Origin of the sequence: Paraburkholderia phymatum (genome assembly GCF_040965635.1) — a bacterium.
In the GTDB taxonomy this organism is placed as follows: domain Bacteria; phylum Pseudomonadota; class Gammaproteobacteria; order Burkholderiales; family Burkholderiaceae; genus Paraburkholderia; species Paraburkholderia phymatum_B.
Map to the genome: position 1 here is coordinate 26,757 of NZ_JBFRCH010000010.1, position 14,884 is coordinate 41,640.

The following is a 14,884-nucleotide window of genomic DNA, read 5'->3' on the forward strand; positions in this document are numbered from 1 at the left end:
GGCATATTCGCGAACCGTCGACTGAACCACCCCTCCCGTCGGCTACGACGCTCTCATCAGCGCCTCGCCTTCAGGGACGAGCGGCATCGGTTCGTCCGTTGCTCCTTGTATTGTTGTGTGAGTTGCAGGTACTGCGCCTAGGTTCGCGTGCGGCCTGACGAGCGGATTCACAAGCGGGCTCACAAGCGTGCTCACTCGCGGATTCGCGCGCGCCGTGGCGCCCGTCGGGGAATCTGCATCGGCGAAGAGCGACCACACCGCGTCGGCATTCGGACGCAGCGAGCGATTGCGGCGGCGCACGAGCATCGTCGTCACCGACACTTCCGGCACGAGCGGACGCGCGACGAGCGAGACGGGCAGCGTCGATGCGTGCGCGCCGATGGGCAGCACGCCGACGCCCAGGCCCAGCTCGACCATGCGCAGCGCCGCTGCCACATGCCCGCACTGGTTCGCGCGCTGCGTGTCGATGCGATGCGTGTTGAGCGCGCGCTCCGTCGCGTTGCGCGTGCCCGCCTCGGCGTTGAGCGTGACGAGCTGCATGACGTGCTCTGTATTGCGCAATGCTTCCCAGCGCAGCGCGGCACCGCATGCGAGGGGATGCACCCGCGGCAGCACGGCGCAGAGCGGCGTCGAGACGAGCGGTTGTGCGTGAAAGACATCGGTGCCCGCGATGTTCGCATCGCACAGCACGCCGAAATCGACTTCGCCCTGCTCGATGGCGGCGAGCACGGCATGTTGAGGCTGTTCCTTCGCAGTGACGATCAGATCGGGAAAGGCCGTTGCGCAGCGTGCGAGCCGCTCGGGCAACCAGCCCGACGACAGCACGGGATCGCACGCGACGACCACGAGCCCCGTGTGCTCCTCGTGCGCGGCGCGCTCTTCGCGCAGCGTCAGCTCGATCTCCTCGATCAGACGCGCGATGCGCCGTTCGAGGCGGGAGCCTGCTGTCGTCAGTTCGACCTGACGCGTCGTGCGATCGAAGAGGCGCAGAGCGATCGCCTCTTCGAGTTCGCGCACGCACCGGCTCACGGCCGATTGCGTCAGGTCGAACTCGCGCGCCGCGCGGGTGAAGCTCCGCTGACGCGCGACGGCGACGAACACCTTCAATTGCTGCAGCGATACGTTCATGTGCTCTGGTCGCCAGGGAGGGAGTGATCCGGACGTTATTCGCCCGTCTGTTCCGGCCAGTGACGCAGGCCGGGGCCGTTTGCCGCGAGCTCAGGCTCGAGTTCGTGCGACGTTTCATTCGATGAAGCGATCCAGCGCGCGCGCATCGGCGCGAGGATGAATTTCGCCGACACGCCCGCCGCGATCGTGACCACGGCCGACACGATGAACACGAGATTCCAGCCGCCTGTCGCCGCGAGTACCGAGGCGATCGGCACGATCAGCGACGCCGTGCCCTTCGCCGTATAGAGCGTACCGGCATTGGCCGCAGCGTACTTGCTGCCGAACGTATCCGCGCAGATCGCCGGGAAGATCGAGAAGATCTCGCCCCAGAACAGGAAGATCAGCGCCGCGAACGTCATGAACGCATACGGGTTCTGGCCGTACTCCATCAGACCGAGCAGCGCGAGCCCTTCGCCGATGAAGATCGCGAACATCGTGTTCTCGCGGCCGATCTTGTCGGAGATGAAGCCGCACAGCGGACGCGTGAAGCCGTTGCAGATGTTGTCGATCGACAGCGTCATCGTGAGCAGCGGCAGCGTTGCGCCGAAGAGCGTCATCGGCAGCTTCGCGAGGCCCCAGTCTTTCGCGATCGGGCCGAGCTGGGCGGTCGCCATCAGGCCGCCCGCCGCCACCGCGACGAACGACAGATAGATCACCCAGAAGACGGGCGCCTTGATCATCTGACCGGGCGTGTAGTCCTTCTTCGTGACGGCGAACTTGCGCTTCGCAGGAGGCGCCTTTGTACCATCCGGTTTGCGCAGCAGCATCGCGAGCACGAAGATGCACACGCCTTGCAGGATGCCGAAGAACAGGAACGTCTGCTCGTAGCCCTTGGCCGTGATCATGTTCGCGATGGGAATCACCGTGACGGCCGCGCCCGCGCCGAAGCCCGCCGCCGTCAGACCCGCGGCGAGGCCGCGCTTGTCCGGGAACCACTTGAGCGCATTGCCGACGCACGTGCCATACACGCCGCCCGCGCCGATGCCGGCGACGACGGACGCGAAGTAAAGCTCCGGCAGCGTCGTCGCGAATGAATTCAGCACCCATGCAAGACCCGCGCAGAGCGCGCCGCCCGCCACGACGGGGCGTGGACCGAAGCGGTCGACGAGCCACCCTTCGACGGGCACGAGCCATGTTTCAGTGAGGATGAAGATCGAGAACGCGAGCTGAACTTCGGCACGTCCCCAATGATGCTTTGCGCTCATCGGTGCGACGAACAACGTCCATGCGTATTGAAGGTTGGCGACGAGCGCCATGCACAAAATGCCGAATGCCAGTTGCCACCAGCGGTTGCGCCAAAACGCAACCGGAGCTTGCTGCGAAATGCTGTTCATGTGCCTGTCTCCGCTATCTATTTAGGGCAACCGGCAAAAACGCCGGTCTCTATCCATGCCGCCTTATAGTTGTGTCCCGACCAAACGGTTTCGGGGTATTTCCTGATGCAATTTCCAGTACTTCTTTTCTCAAAACCTTTAAATCGCTTTACCGATTCCTTTATTGGATCTTTTAGAAGAAAGCCGGTCGTTGTCGCCTGTCTTGCCGCTTCGAGCCTTGTTTTTAAGCGTTAACCCGATGTTTGAGCTTCGAATCGCGCATTACAGAATCCATGCTAGGGTCATTGCTGAATTACTGATAATTAAAGTTTGTTACCATGAAGATTCATCTTCGCTTATACATCTGCCATGACAATGCGTAACGCGACCCTGCGCCAGCTCAAAGTATTCGAAACGGTGGCGCGGCATCTCAGCTTCTCGCGCGCGGCGGAAGAACTGCACCTTACGCAGCCCGCCGTTTCCACCCAGGTCAGGCAGCTCGAGGAGCACGCCGGCCTGCCGCTTTTCGAACAGCTCGGCAAGAAGATTTACCTCACGCCGGCGGGCACCGAAATGCTTCACTACAGCCGCGCAATCATTCAGCAGTTTCATGAAGTCGATGAAGCGATGGGCCAGCTGAAGGGCGTATCGGGCGGCAAGCTGAATGTCGCCGTGATCAGCGCGGGTGACTACTTCTTTCCGCGGCTGCTTGCGGAATTCACGCGCCGCTATGCGGGTGTCGAACTGAATCTTTCGGTGCACAACCGCGAAGAACTGCTGCATCAACTGCAGACCAACCAGACCGATCTCGCGGTGATGGTGCGTCCGCCGCAAGAAATGGATGCGATCAACGAAGCGTTTGCGCCGCATCCGTATGTGATCGTGGCCGCGCCGACGCATCCCCTCGCCAGCAAGCGGAACATCAAGCTGAGCCAGCTTGCGAGCGAAGCATTCGTCGTGCGCGAGCGCGGCTCGGATACGTGGAATTCGATGGAAGAAGGCTTTGCGGGACGTCTCACGAACCTCAAGATCGCGATGGAAATCAAGAGCACGGAGACGATCAAGCAGGCGGTGATCGCGGGCATGGGCATCGCGTTTCTGTCCGCGCATACGATCAGCCTCGAATTGCAGGTCGGGCACCTCGTGGTGCTCGACGTCGAGGGCTTTCCGGTGATGCTCAACTGGTACGTCGTGCATCGCAAGAACAAGCGGCTGCCGCCCGTTGCCGTCGCATTCAAGCGCTTTCTGATGGAAGAAGGCGCGAATCTCATCGAAGAGATCACGCGTGTGAATCAATTGGCGGTTCATAAATGAGCCGCTATGGATTGCCAATAAAACTTTAACTATTGCGGATTCGTTGCGGCTTCTATGCTTGTGTCGGTTCTTATCATTCGACTGCCTGGGAGCATTGCAATGAATCTGTCCGCCGATCCGCACAATGAAGCGCTGTTGAGCGCCTATAACGCCGCATTCAGCGAACTCGGCCTGCGCTTTCGCTGGAGCCAGGCCACGCTGGATTTCTTCGACGATGTCAGCAACGAACTTGCGCGCATCACCGCGTACATCGAGCGCTTTCATTCGCATCTGCTCAACGCGTATGACGCCGACTTTCTCGCGCAACTGATCTTCGACCGGAAGAACCAGTTCTATCGCGAGTCCGTCGCTCAATGACGCAGGGTTGCAGTTCATCGGCACTCTCTTCTTTGGCGTCCCCGCTTCGCGAGTTGCACTCTTTCTGCACTACTTGGCGAAGCAGTGGACGTCATGTGTTTTCGTCAGTGACGCTTTGCCATGTAGCGCTGCCTGCTGCGCACGCGCACCGCTGCGTGCGTCAGATCCATGTTTCGCGCCGACGACGCGCTGCGCGCCTGGGCGGGTCGCGAATTGGTCGTCCAGCTCCAGCGTTGCGTGAAATCGTCTGCGGGTTGCATGTGCGAAGAATCGCCGTCCCACGCGAAGCGCAACGACATCGCGCGCCGCGATGAGAGTCCGCAATGCGCGGGCGTGCGCGCGTGATGCTCGTGCGTCGTCAGCATCACGTGTGCGCCGAGCGCCGCGGCCAGCAGGCTGACAGCAAACAGCGCCGCAATTCCCGGCATCTGCGCAGGCTCGTTGACGAAAGCGTAACCAAGCCAGATACACAATCCGAGCGCGAGCATATCGACGAGCTTGTCACCCGCTGCGCCTTGCCGCATGGTTCGCCTGCCATGATTCATCCGGTTGGCGAGCACCATCGCGGCTATTGCGAAGAGCAACGCACCCGCGAAAACGAACACATATAGTTCCAGGCGCTCTAGCCCCGACCACGCGATGAAGCTCGCACAATCCGGCATGTCGTCTCCTTGCTCTTTGCCGCTTTTTGCATTCGCGGACGTTGGTCCCGTGGTGCTGTCAAATCGCTCCGAAGGTCTGGCTCAAATGGCGCCAGCCGTTCTGAGCGCGTCGATCTGCTTGCGTGAATAGCCGAGTTCGGCCATCACCTCATCCGTGTGCTCGCCAAGCAATGGCGAACGTTTGACGTCCGTCGGGCTGTCCGACAGCTTGATCGGATTGCCCACGGTCAGGTACTTGCCGCGCACCGGGTGCTCGACCTCGACGATCGTGCCTGTTTTACGCAGCGATTCGTCGTCGGCGATCTCCTTCATCGACAGGATCGGGCCGCACGGAATGTCGTGCTCGTTGAGGATTTCCATCGCCTCGAACTTGGTCTTCGTCATCGTCCAGCGCTCGACTTCCGCGAAGATTTCCTTCAGGCGCGGCAGGCGCGCGTCCGGCGTCGCGTAGTCCGGATGTGTCGCCCACTCTTCCCTGCCGATCACGTTGCAGATCTTCACCCACACCGGCGCCTGCGTGATGAAGTAGATGTACGCGTTCGGATCGTGCTCCCAGCCCTTGCACTTGAGAATCCAGCCCGGCTGGCCGCCGCCCGATGCGTTGCCCGCGCGCGGCACCGCCTCGCCGAACGTGCCGTTCGGATACTGCGGGTACTCCTTCATCACGCCCGTGCGCTCCAGACGCTGCTGGTCGCGCAGCTTCACGCGGCACAGGTTCAGCACGCCGTCCTGCATCGCCGCGAGCACCTTCTGGCCGCGGCCCGTCATCGTGCGCTGGTAGAGCGCCGTGACGATGCCCAGCGCCAGATGCAGGCCCGTGCCGCTGTCGCCGATCTGCGCGCCCGTCACCACGGGCGGGCCATCGTCGAAGCCCGTCGTCGACGCCGCGCCGCCCACGCACTGCGCGACGTTCTCGTACACCTTGCAGTCCTCGTACGGCCCCGGACCGAAGCCCTTCACCGACGCGACGATCATGCGCGGATTGAGCTCCTGGATGCGCTCCCACGTGAAGCCCATGCGGTCCAGCGCACCCGGCGCGAAGTTCTCCACCAGCACGTCGCACTTCTGGATCAGCGCCTCGAGCACGAGCTTGCCCTCGGGATTCTTCGTGTCGATCGTCACCGAGCGCTTGTTGTGGTTGAGCATCGTGAAGTACAGGCTGTCGGCGCCGGGCACGTCGCGCAGCTGCTCGCGCGTGATGTCGCCCGCGCCCGCGCGCTCCACCTTGATCACGTCCGCGCCGAACCACGCCAGCAGCTGCGTGCACGTCGGTCCCGACTGCACATGCGTGAAATCGAGAATGCGCACACCGTCGAGTGCTTTGCCCATGTTGTCCCCTCCGAGCAATTCGCCTGACTATCTTTGTTCGTCCGATTTTGTTCGTCCGTGTTCAATACGGTATGTGATATATCAAAACGCCGCAAGCGCTTTCAGCCGCGTAAGGATAATCCCGGAGATACGCCGTAAGCCTTTAAAAACAAGGCTTCCCGGGCGAACGACGAAACCGGCGCGCAATTCGCAAAGGGAAAACCCCGATCGATTTGCCCGCTTGAGAATCGCTGATATATCACATACCATATTTCCACCCTGAGCCGACCGCCTACTTTTTGCGCCGTCAGGCGCCGAATTCAACCAGCGAGGAGACAGGTGAACATTCACGAATATCAGGCGAAAGAGCTGCTGAAGGGCTATGGTGTCGCCGTGCCGAACGGGCGCGTCGCTTTCACGCCGCAGGAAGCGGAAGACGCGGCGCTCGCGCTCGGCGGCGCGGCTTGGGTCGTCAAGTCGCAGATTCACGCGGGCGGGCGCGGCGCGGGCCGATTCGCGGACGATCCGGGCGGCAAGGGCGGCGTGCGCGTCGTCAAGACGGTCAGCGATGTCGGTTTGCACGCTTCGCAGATGCTGTCGCATCTGCTCGTCACGAAGCAGACGGGGCCGGCGGGCCGCGAAGTGAAGCGCGTCTATGTCGAAGAAGGCTGCGCGATCGAACGCGAGCTGTATCTGGGCATGCTGATCGATCGCAGCACGTCGCGCATCACGGTGATGGCGTCGACGGAAGGCGGCATGGAGATCGAAGAAGTGGCCGCGCGCACGCCGGAGAAAATCCTCAAGGTCGCAATCGATCCCGCGACGGGCCTGCAACACTTTCACGCGCGCCAGATCGCGTTCGGCCTCGGGCTGACGGGCAAGCAGATCAAGTCGGCGACGCAGTTCATCGCCAACGCGTATCGCGCGTTCGTCGAGCTGGACGCGTCGATCGTCGAGATCAATCCGCTCGTCGTCACGCAGCAAGGCGACGTGATCGCACTCGACGCGAAGATCAATTTCGACGACAACGCCCTCTTCCGCCACCCCGCCATCGAGGCGCTGCGCGACGAAGCCGAAGAGGACGCAGCCGAACTCGAAGCGGCGAAGCACGGCCTGAACTACGTGACGCTCGACGGCAACATTGGCTGCATGGTGAACGGCGCCGGTCTCGCGATGGCGACGATGGACATCATCAAGCTCTATGGCGGCGAGCCGGCGAACTTTCTGGACGTGGGCGGCGGCGCGACCAGGGAGCGCGTCGCGACGGCGTTCCGGCTGATTCTGCGCGATCCGAAGGTCCAAGGGATTCTGGTCAACATCTTCGGCGGCATCATGCGCTGCGACGTGATCGCGGAAGGCGTCGTGAGCGCGGCGCGCGAAGTGGATCTGCGCGTGCCGCTTGTCGTACGGCTCGAAGGCACGAACGTCGAGCTCGGCAAGCAGATTCTGCGCGATTCGGGACTGCCCATCGTCTCCGCCGATCATCTCGCCGATGCGGCCAGCAAGGTCGTCGCGGCAGTCAACAACACGGCCAAAGTGGCTGCAACGTCGGAGGCGAACTGATATGGCCGTTCTGATCAATCGCAATACCAAGGTGATCTGCCAGGGCTTCACGGGATCGCAAGGCACGTTTCACTCCGAGCAGGCGCTCGCCTACGGCACGCAGATGGTGGGCGGCGTGACGCCCGGCAAGGGCGGCGCGACGCATCTGGGACTGCCCGTCTTCGATACCGTCGCCGATGCCGTCGATGCGACGGGCGCGAACGCGTCCGTGATCTACGTCCCACCGCCGATGGCCGCCGACGCGATTCTCGAAGCCGTCGATGCGGAAGTTCCGCTTGTCGTCTGCATCACCGAAGGCATTCCCGTCATCGACATGGTGCGCGTCAAGCGCGCGCTGGCCGGCTCGGCGACGCGCCTGATCGGACCGAACTGCCCGGGCGTCATCACGCCTGGGCAATGCAAGATCGGCATCATGCCGGGACACATCCACCGTCAGGGCAAGATCGGCGTGGTGTCGCGCTCCGGCACGCTGACCTATGAAGCCGTCGCGCAGACCACGGCGGCGGGCCTCGGCCAGACGACGTGCATCGGCATCGGCGGCGATCCCGTCAACGGGACGAACTTCATCGATTGCCTGGAAATGTTTCTCGCCGACGACGACACGGAAGGCATCATCATGATCGGCGAAATCGGCGGCTCGGCCGAAGAGGACGCGGCGCAATTCCTCAAGGACGCTCGCACGAACAAGCCGGTGGTGGGATTCATCGCTGGCACGAGCGCGCCGCCCGGACGGCGAATGGGTCACGCGGGCGCGATCATTTCGGGCGGCAAGGGGACGGCGGGCGCGAAGATCGACGCGATGCGCTCGGCGGGGATTCATGTCGCGCAATCGCCGGCGGCGCTCGGCGAGACGATGCTGCACGCGATGCGCTAACGGTACGCTCCAAGCCATGAAAAAGGCCAGCGGACATTTCAGGTTCGCTGGCCTTTCTTTCACCGACGCTCGGCTCAGTCGAGAAAATCGCAATTCGCTTCGACAAACGCCGCAAGCCCCAGCGAGTGATCGCGCACCAGGCGCTCGGCGAGTTCGGTATCGCGCTTTTCGAGTGCTTCGACGATCCGCAGATGATCGACGATCGAGCGCGACGCGCGGTCGCTCTGCGAAATCGTCAGGCGGCGGATCGCGCGCACGTGAATGAAGATGTTCTTGATCGTGTCGAGGATGATCTGCGACTTCGACAATTCGACGATCGCCTGATGGAACGCGATATTCGCATCCGAGTACTCGGCGATATGTTCGGCAGGCGTCGAATCGCGGAACTGGTCGAACATGTGACGCAGCCGCGCAATCTCCTCGTCCGTCGCGTGCAGCGTCGCGAGACGCGCGGCCATGCTTTCGAGCGCGGCCCACATCTGCACCATTTCGACGATCTCGCGCTTGCTCTTTCGCACGATGTAGATGCCGCGGCGCGGCACCATGCGCAGAAAACCTTCCTGCTCCAGCAGCGTCATCGCCTCGCGCACGGGCGTGCGGCTCACGCCGAGCGTCTCGCTCAGCACGCGCTCGTCGAGACGGATCTCTTCGCGCGACGCGTAAATGTCAGCGTCCGCGATTGCCTGACGCAACATTGCGTAGGCCTGATCGCGGAGGCTGGCGTTGTTGCCGATGGGCTGCAACGCCAGGGGCAGGTTCAGTGCAGGCGTGGCCACAGCTTAGTTCGACGAGCCAACCGCATTCATCGCCGCTTCGACGCGCGCGCGGTACGGCGTGGCTTCACGAACGGTAGCGGCCGCGAGACCGACATAACGGCCGTGCTTCGATGCGAGCTCGGCCACATGCTGCGGCACCCAGCGGGTCATCAGCACGGTTGCGGCCGAGCCCAGGCCCACGACAGCGACGGCAAAGAAAGCAAGCGAAACGAAATCCATTTGTTGCTCCGGTCATTGAGTGATTGGATGACTCAATCATATGCTGCGTCGCGACAAAAATCAAGTATCTTGTATGTGATATATCAAATACTGTTGTTCAGAAGCAGCAACAGTCCAAACGTAGCACGGGAACCGCAAATCCACAGTGGATAAAGCTTCGGACGAATATTGTGCTTTGCGCGGCATCGGCAAACTGTACCTGTCGAAGGGTCCGTCAAAGAAAAACGCCATCGCGGCGGCGCTTTGAAAAACCTCGCGATCCACCTTTCATGTGCAAATGCAGCAAGAATCATGTCGCTGCCTCATGTTCTTCCTGGCCGGCGCACTCGACCGGCGCGTCACGCCATAGTCTGCGGCCTCTTGTCGCTTGGCATCGCTGCATCCCGCTTCGCACAACGCTGCCGGCGATTTCCATATGCATTCAATTCTCATATTGCCAAGGCGTATCGGGCCGCCTATCGTCTCGCCAATTGCCGAACTCGCCTGACAAGCGGCACATTGTCAAATATGTTGCAGGCCAGCCTATCCGCTTGAACAGGCGCAGTCCCAGTTTCGGCAATTGCAACCGATAACTACGTACGTTCAGCCTGATCGGAGACCGACCATGAGCAGCATTACTGAGCCGGGCGGCAACACCCGCTCGCCGTCCTTCTTTTCAAAGCAGGCAACGATCGCCCAACCCGGCTTTTCCCGCTGGATGGTGCCGCCTGCCGCCCTCGCTGTACACCTGTGCATCGGCCAGGCCTATGCGTTCTCCGTGTTCAACGGACCGCTGACCAAGGTGATCGGCATCAGCCAGTCCGCGCCCGACGACTGGTCGCTGACCACGCTCGGCTGGATCTTCTCGCTCGCCATCGTGTTTCTCGGCCTGTCGGCCGCGTTCGCCGGCAAGTGGCTCGAAAAAGTCGGCCCGCGCCGCACGATGTTCACGGCCGCGTGCTGCTTCGGCGGCGGCTTCATCGTGTCGGCCATCGGCGTGTGGACGCACCAGATCGTGCTGCTCTATCTCGGCTATGGCGTGATCGGCGGGATTGGCCTGGGGCTCGGCTACGTGTCGCCCGTCTCGACGTTGATCCGCTGGTTCCCCGACCGCCGCGGCATGGCGACGGGCATGGCGATCATGGGCTTCGGCGGCGGCGCGATGATCGCCGCGCCGCTCTCCGTCGCGCTGATGAACCACTTCAAGAGCGCGACGAGCGTCGGCGTGGCGGAAACGTTCGTCGTGCTCGGCATCGCGTACTTCATCTCGATGTCGATCGGCGCGCTCGCGATCCGCATTCCGCCCGCCGACTGGAAGCCGGCCGGCTGGACCCCGCCCGTCGAAACGAAGCAGAAGATGATCACGCAAAGCCACGTGCACATCGATCAGGCGCTGAAGACGCCCCAGTTCTATCTGATCTGGCTGGTGCTGTTCCTGAACGTGACGGCGGGCATCGGCATTCTGGGCCAGGCGTCGGTGATGATTCAGGAGAGCTTCAAGAACACGGTGAGCGCCGCTGCCGCCGCGGGCTTCGTCGGCCTGTTGTCGCTCTTCAACATGGGCGGCCGCTTCGTGTGGGCATCGGCATCGGATTACGTGGGCCGCAAGAACACGTACTACATCTTCTTCGCGCTGGGCGCCGTGCTGTACTGGCTCGTGCCGACGTTCGCATCGGCGGGCAACATCGCCCTCTTCGTGCTGTGCTACTGCGTGATCCTGTCGATGTACGGCGGCGGCTTCTCGACCGTGCCCGCGTATCTCGCGGACATGTTCGGCACGGCGTTCGTCGGCGGCATTCACGGACGTCTGCTGACGGCATGGGCAGCCGCGGGCGTCGCGGGCCCCGTGCTCGTCAACTACATCCGCGCGTATCAGGTGGCGAACGGCGTCGCGAAAGCGGACGCGTACACGATGACGGTCCACATCATGACCGTGCTGCTCGTGATCGGCTTCATCTGCAATCTGCTCGTCAAGCACGTGCACGAGAAGCATCACATGACAGAAGCCCAGCTCGCGGCCGGCAACTGAAACCAGACAACGGAGAAACGCAATGTCGACGCAAACCGCTCATCCTACGAACAAGGGGCTGCTCGCCGTGTTCTGGCTTTATGTGCTGATTCCGCTGACGTGGGGCGTGGTGAACACGCTGCTGCAGGCGATCAAGCTCTTTAGCTGACCGAACCCGCAACGAAGGTCGAAAGAAAAGCCGGGCATTGCACATGCAATGCCCGGCTTTTCTTTAACGCCTGCGCATTCGCGCGCCGACGGCATTCATCGCACTACGACTTGAGACGATAGCCCGTTTTGAAAATCCACGCGATCACAGCAAGAAAGACGCACAGAAAGATCGCCGTCATGCCGATGCTGATGCCGACGCTCACATCCGCGAGCCCATAGAAGCTCCAGCGAAAGCCGCTCACCAGATAGACGATCGGGTTCAGCAGCGTCACCACTTTCCATGCGGGCGGCAGCATCGCGACCGAATAGAAGCTGCCGCCGAGAAACGTCAGCGGCGTGATGATGAGCAGCGGCACGAGTTGCAGCTTCTCGAAGTTGTCGGCCCAGATGCCGATGATGAATCCGAGCAGACTGAACGTGACAGCCGTCAGCACGAGAAAGAGGATCATCCATAGCGGATGCTGGATTTGCAGCGGCACGAAGAGGCCCGCCGTCGCGAGAATGATGAGGCCGAGCACGATCGACTTGGTCGCGGCCGCACCCACGTAGCTCACGACGATCTCCACATACGACACGGGCGCCGACAGCAGTTCGTAAATCGTGCCCGTAAAGCGTGGGAAATAGATGCCGAACGACGCATTCGAAATGCTCTGCGACAGCAGCGACAACATGATGAGCCCAGGCACGATGAACGAGCCGTAGCTGATGCCTTCCACTTCGCGGATGCGCGAGCCGATCGCCGAGCCGAACACGATGAAATAGAGCGAAGTGGAGATGACGGGCGCGATCACGCTCTGCATCAGCGTGCGCCCCGTGCGGGCCATTTCGAAGCGATAGATTGCGCGGATAGCATGGAGGTTCATCACGCGTTCTCCTCCTGTTTGCGGTGCACGAGACTCACGAAGATGTCTTCGAGCGAGCTTTGCGTCGTGTGCAGATCCTTGAAGCGGATGCCCGCTTCGCTCAGATCGTTGAGCAGCGCGACGAGGCTGTTGCTCTTTTCGCGCTCGGCGTCGTACGTATAGATAAGCTCGCTGTTGTCGTTCGCGAGTTCCAGCTGATACTGCGCGAGCGCGACCGGCACGCTTGCGATCGGCGCTTCGAGTTGCAGCGCCAACTGCTTCTTGCCGAGCTTGCGCATCAGTTCCGCTTTCTCTTCGACTAGCATGATCTGTCCGCCGTTGATCACGCCGATGCGGTCGGCCATCTCTTCGGCTTCGTCGATATAGTGCGTGGTCAGGATGATCGTCACGCCGCTCGCGCTGAGCGATCGGACGAGCTTCCACATGTCGCGGCGCAGTTCGACGTCGACGCCCGCCGTCGGCTCGTCGAGAAACAGCACACGCGGTTCGTGCGACAGCGCCTTCGCGATCAGCACGCGCCGCTTCATGCCGCCCGACAGTTGAATGATGCGGCTGTTGCGCTTTTCCCAGAGCGAAAGATCGCGCAAGACCTTTTCGATGTACGCCGGGTTCTTCGGCTTGCCGAACAGGCCCCGGCTGAAAGAGACCGTAGCCCAGACGGTTTCGAACGCGTCCGTGGTCAGCTCTTGCGGCACGAGGCCGATCAGCGAACGCGCGGCCCGATAGTCGCTGCGGATATCGTGGCCGTCGACCGACACGCTGCCTTCGCTTGCATTGACGATCCCGCAGATGATGCTGATGAGCGTGGTCTTGCCCGCGCCGTTCGGTCCGAGCAATGCAAAGATTTCGCCTTTGCGAATGGAGAGATCGATACGCTTGAGGGCCTGAAAACCCGATGCGTATGTCTTGGATATATTCGAAACCGAGATGATGGGCTGCATAGACGCGACGATAGCAGATGCCGCTGCGAAACGCCGCTACTCTGCTCAATCTGCCGCTCTTGCGCGGTAAATCCCCGTTGAATCGTCAAACGCCGTCGCTGTCGTCCGCATCTTCCTCGACGACCATGCGCGCTTCGATGCGCACGGGCACGCGCGTCAACGCCGCGCCGAGACACGGCGGCCCGTCGACGCACACGCCGTCTTCGAAACGAAACATCGCGCTGTGATGCGCGCACATCAGGTGCTCGGCCTCGTATGTCCAGAATGTGTCCGCTTCGTAGTTGAGCGGTATCGAGAAATGCGGGCACACGTTGCGGTACGCCCATACGTCGTCGCCGCGCCGCAGCACGACGATCGCGGGCTTGCCTGCGCGTTCGTCGGCGCGGCTGCACGCGATTTCCTTGCCGCCGCCATCGGGAATGTCATCGAGCGGACACAATACAGTGGCCGTCATCATCGCGCCGCTTCCTGCGAACGCACGAGCACGAAATCACGTTGCACGTCGAAGAACGGGTTAGGCAAGTCCCACTCTTTCGCATCAGCCGCGCTTTCGTTCTTCACGTACTCGACCACCAGCGAAGACTTCACGCCGAACACGGCATCCGATTCGACGTAAGGATCGTCGGAACTGAAGAGCGCCGTCGTGATGGTCTCGTAGCCCGGCGCCTGAATCAGGAAGTGAACGTGCGCGGGCCGCATCGGATGACGGCCGACGGCAAGCAGCATCTGCCCGACGGGACCATCCGTCGGAATCGGATACGGCGTCGGCTTGATCGAGCGGAACGCGTATTCGCCGTCCGGTCCCGAGCGGAAACGGCCGCGCAGATTGCTCTCCGGCTGGTCCGGGTCCTGGCCTTCGTACATGCCGTTGTTGGCCGTCTCCCATACTTCGATCAGCGCGTTCGGCACCGGCTTGCCCGTCTCGTCGATGAGCCGCCCGCGAAACAGCGCCGGCTCGCCTTCCGTGCGCGCGATGTTCGCGCCGTACGCTTCGTCGTGTGCGCCTTCGCGGTAGAACGGACCCAGCAGGCTGTTCTCCGTCGCCGCCGACTCCGTCACATCCTGCTTGCGATGAATCGCGTCGAGCATGATCGACAGGCCCAGCGTGTCCGACAGCAGAATAAACTCCTGGCGAATGCCGTCGCACTTCCTGCCGGTCTGCGTGAGAAAGTCGATGCCGCGCCGCCATTCGTCGCCCGTCAACTGCACTTCTTCGGCGAACGCATGCACATGCCGGATCAGCGCCGACATGATTTCCTTCAGGCGCGCATCGCCGCAACCGGAAAGCGTTGCGAGCACCGTTTCGGTGACGGGATGAATGGCGCGATCGGCCGCGCGCTGAATGGTTGTCTCGCTCATGATGTCC

At 62.0% G+C, this 14,884-nt stretch carries 16 protein-coding genes; 6 read left to right on the forward strand and 10 right to left on the reverse strand.

Annotation, left to right across the window (positions count from 1 at the left end; all coding sequences use genetic code 11):
* Positions 1-42: 42 nt before the first annotated feature.
* Together AB4Y32_RS19075 and oxlT are read right to left on the reverse strand one after the other, a co-directional pair.
* On the reverse strand, positions 43-1,128 hold the full coding sequence (locus AB4Y32_RS19075; RefSeq protein WP_368722835.1) for a LysR family transcriptional regulator: 1,086 nt from the start codon (positions 1,126-1,128) through the stop codon (positions 43-45).
* Between the two features lie 35 nt (positions 1,129-1,163).
* Positions 1,164-2,504: an oxalate/formate MFS antiporter gene (gene oxlT / locus AB4Y32_RS19080; protein ID WP_368722836.1), complete on the reverse strand. Its 1,341-nt coding sequence runs from the start codon at positions 2,502-2,504 to the stop codon at positions 1,164-1,166.
* A 348-nt stretch (positions 2,505-2,852) separates the two neighbouring features.
* Between oxlT and AB4Y32_RS19085 the strand changes: the two genes are divergently transcribed.
* Together AB4Y32_RS19085 and AB4Y32_RS19090 are read left to right on the forward strand one after the other, a co-directional pair.
* Entirely contained in the window at positions 2,853-3,797 is a 945-nt protein-coding gene (locus tag AB4Y32_RS19085) for a LysR family transcriptional regulator (protein WP_368722837.1), read from the forward strand.
* Between the two features lie 99 nt (positions 3,798-3,896).
* Positions 3,897-4,154, forward strand: a complete 258-nt coding sequence (locus AB4Y32_RS19090) for a hypothetical protein (protein WP_368722838.1) — start codon at positions 3,897-3,899, stop codon at positions 4,152-4,154.
* Between the two features lie 104 nt (positions 4,155-4,258).
* Here AB4Y32_RS19090 and AB4Y32_RS19095 read toward each other — a convergent pair whose 3' ends face one another.
* Both AB4Y32_RS19095 and frc read right to left on the reverse strand, forming a co-directional pair.
* On the reverse strand, positions 4,259-4,816 hold the full coding sequence (locus AB4Y32_RS19095) for an NADP transhydrogenase subunit beta (protein WP_368722839.1): 558 nt from the start codon (positions 4,814-4,816) through the stop codon (positions 4,259-4,261).
* Between the two features lie 81 nt (positions 4,817-4,897).
* Positions 4,898-6,145, reverse strand: coding sequence for a formyl-CoA transferase (frc, locus tag AB4Y32_RS19100; RefSeq protein WP_368722840.1), 1,248 nt, complete (start codon positions 6,143-6,145; stop codon positions 4,898-4,900).
* 318 nt (positions 6,146-6,463) lie between these two features.
* On the opposite strand from frc, the gene sucC reads away from it, so the two are divergent.
* Both sucC and sucD read left to right on the forward strand, forming a co-directional pair.
* A complete protein-coding gene (gene sucC / locus AB4Y32_RS19105) occupies positions 6,464-7,687 on the forward strand; it encodes an ADP-forming succinate--CoA ligase subunit beta (protein ID WP_368722841.1) in 1,224 nt (407 codons plus the stop codon).
* Between the two features lies 1 nt (position 7,688).
* Entirely contained in the window at positions 7,689-8,561 is an 873-nt protein-coding gene (gene sucD / locus AB4Y32_RS19110; protein ID WP_368722842.1) for a succinate--CoA ligase subunit alpha, read from the forward strand.
* Between the two features lie 74 nt (positions 8,562-8,635).
* Here sucD and AB4Y32_RS19115 read toward each other — a convergent pair whose 3' ends face one another.
* On the reverse strand, positions 8,636-9,337 hold the full coding sequence (locus tag AB4Y32_RS19115; RefSeq protein ID WP_439899808.1) for a GntR family transcriptional regulator: 702 nt from the start codon (positions 9,335-9,337) through the stop codon (positions 8,636-8,638).
* A 3-nt stretch (positions 9,338-9,340) separates the two neighbouring features.
* Positions 9,341-9,556: a hypothetical protein gene (locus AB4Y32_RS19120; protein ID WP_087739909.1), complete on the reverse strand. Its 216-nt coding sequence runs from the start codon at positions 9,554-9,556 to the stop codon at positions 9,341-9,343.
* Positions 9,557-10,160: 604 nt separating this feature from the next.
* On the opposite strand from AB4Y32_RS19120, the gene AB4Y32_RS19125 reads away from it, so the two are divergent.
* Positions 10,161-11,564, forward strand: a complete 1,404-nt coding sequence (locus AB4Y32_RS19125; protein WP_368722843.1) for an L-lactate MFS transporter — start codon at positions 10,161-10,163, stop codon at positions 11,562-11,564.
* 22 nt (positions 11,565-11,586) lie between these two features.
* A complete protein-coding gene (locus AB4Y32_RS19130; RefSeq protein WP_087739906.1) occupies positions 11,587-11,712 on the forward strand; it encodes an MFS transporter small subunit in 126 nt (41 codons plus the stop codon).
* Positions 11,713-11,815: 103 nt separating this feature from the next.
* Here AB4Y32_RS19130 and AB4Y32_RS19135 read toward each other — a convergent pair whose 3' ends face one another.
* The 4 genes from AB4Y32_RS19135 to AB4Y32_RS19150 form a co-directional block, all read right to left on the reverse strand.
* Positions 11,816-12,577: an ABC transporter permease gene (locus AB4Y32_RS19135; protein ID WP_368722844.1), complete on the reverse strand. Its 762-nt coding sequence runs from the start codon at positions 12,575-12,577 to the stop codon at positions 11,816-11,818.
* The gene (locus AB4Y32_RS19140; protein WP_368722845.1) at positions 12,577-13,518 is read right to left on the reverse strand and encodes an ABC transporter ATP-binding protein; all 942 of its coding nucleotides are present in this window, start codon (positions 13,516-13,518) and stop codon (positions 12,577-12,579) included. The genes AB4Y32_RS19135 and AB4Y32_RS19140 overlap by 1 nt, the downstream gene beginning before the upstream one ends.
* Before the next feature lie 85 nt (positions 13,519-13,603).
* Positions 13,604-13,972 (reverse strand): Rieske (2Fe-2S) protein, encoded by a 369-nt coding sequence (locus AB4Y32_RS19145; protein ID WP_368722982.1) that lies wholly within the window; start codon positions 13,970-13,972, stop codon positions 13,604-13,606.
* Complete coding sequence (locus tag AB4Y32_RS19150; protein WP_368722846.1) at positions 13,972-14,877, reverse strand: intradiol ring-cleavage dioxygenase; 906 nt, start codon at positions 14,875-14,877, stop codon at positions 13,972-13,974. The genes AB4Y32_RS19145 and AB4Y32_RS19150 overlap by 1 nt, the downstream gene beginning before the upstream one ends.
* Positions 14,878-14,884: the final 7 nt, after the last annotated feature.

Bases quoted from the DNA above. Each gene is read 5' to 3' on its own strand.
- AB4Y32_RS19075 (WP_368722835.1), bottom strand. From the start codon at position 1,128: ATGAACGTATCGCTGCAGCAATTGAAGGTGTTCGTCGCCGTCGCGCGT.
- oxlT (WP_368722836.1), bottom strand. From the start codon at position 2,504: ATGAACAGCATTTCGCAGCAAGCTCCGGTTGCGTTTTGGCGCAACCGC.
- AB4Y32_RS19085 (WP_368722837.1), top strand. From the start codon at position 2,853: ATGACAATGCGTAACGCGACCCTGCGCCAGCTCAAAGTATTCGAAACG.
- AB4Y32_RS19090 (WP_368722838.1), top strand. From the start codon at position 3,897: ATGAATCTGTCCGCCGATCCGCACAATGAAGCGCTGTTGAGCGCCTAT.
- AB4Y32_RS19095 (WP_368722839.1), bottom strand. From the start codon at position 4,816: ATGCCGGATTGTGCGAGCTTCATCGCGTGGTCGGGGCTAGAGCGCCTG.
- frc (WP_368722840.1), bottom strand. From the start codon at position 6,145: ATGGGCAAAGCACTCGACGGTGTGCGCATTCTCGATTTCACGCATGTG.
- sucD (WP_368722842.1), top strand. From the start codon at position 7,689: ATGGCCGTTCTGATCAATCGCAATACCAAGGTGATCTGCCAGGGCTTC.
- AB4Y32_RS19120 (WP_087739909.1), bottom strand. From the start codon at position 9,556: ATGGATTTCGTTTCGCTTGCTTTCTTTGCCGTCGCTGTCGTGGGCCTG.
- AB4Y32_RS19125 (WP_368722843.1), top strand. From the start codon at position 10,161: ATGAGCAGCATTACTGAGCCGGGCGGCAACACCCGCTCGCCGTCCTTC.
- AB4Y32_RS19130 (WP_087739906.1), top strand. From the start codon at position 11,587: ATGTCGACGCAAACCGCTCATCCTACGAACAAGGGGCTGCTCGCCGTG.
- AB4Y32_RS19135 (WP_368722844.1), bottom strand. From the start codon at position 12,577: ATGAACCTCCATGCTATCCGCGCAATCTATCGCTTCGAAATGGCCCGC.
- AB4Y32_RS19140 (WP_368722845.1), bottom strand. From the start codon at position 13,518: ATGCAGCCCATCATCTCGGTTTCGAATATATCCAAGACATACGCATCG.
- AB4Y32_RS19145 (WP_368722982.1), bottom strand. From the start codon at position 13,972: ATGACGGCCACTGTATTGTGTCCGCTCGATGACATTCCCGATGGCGGC.
- AB4Y32_RS19150 (WP_368722846.1), bottom strand. From the start codon at position 14,877: ATGAGCGAGACAACCATTCAGCGCGCGGCCGATCGCGCCATTCATCCC.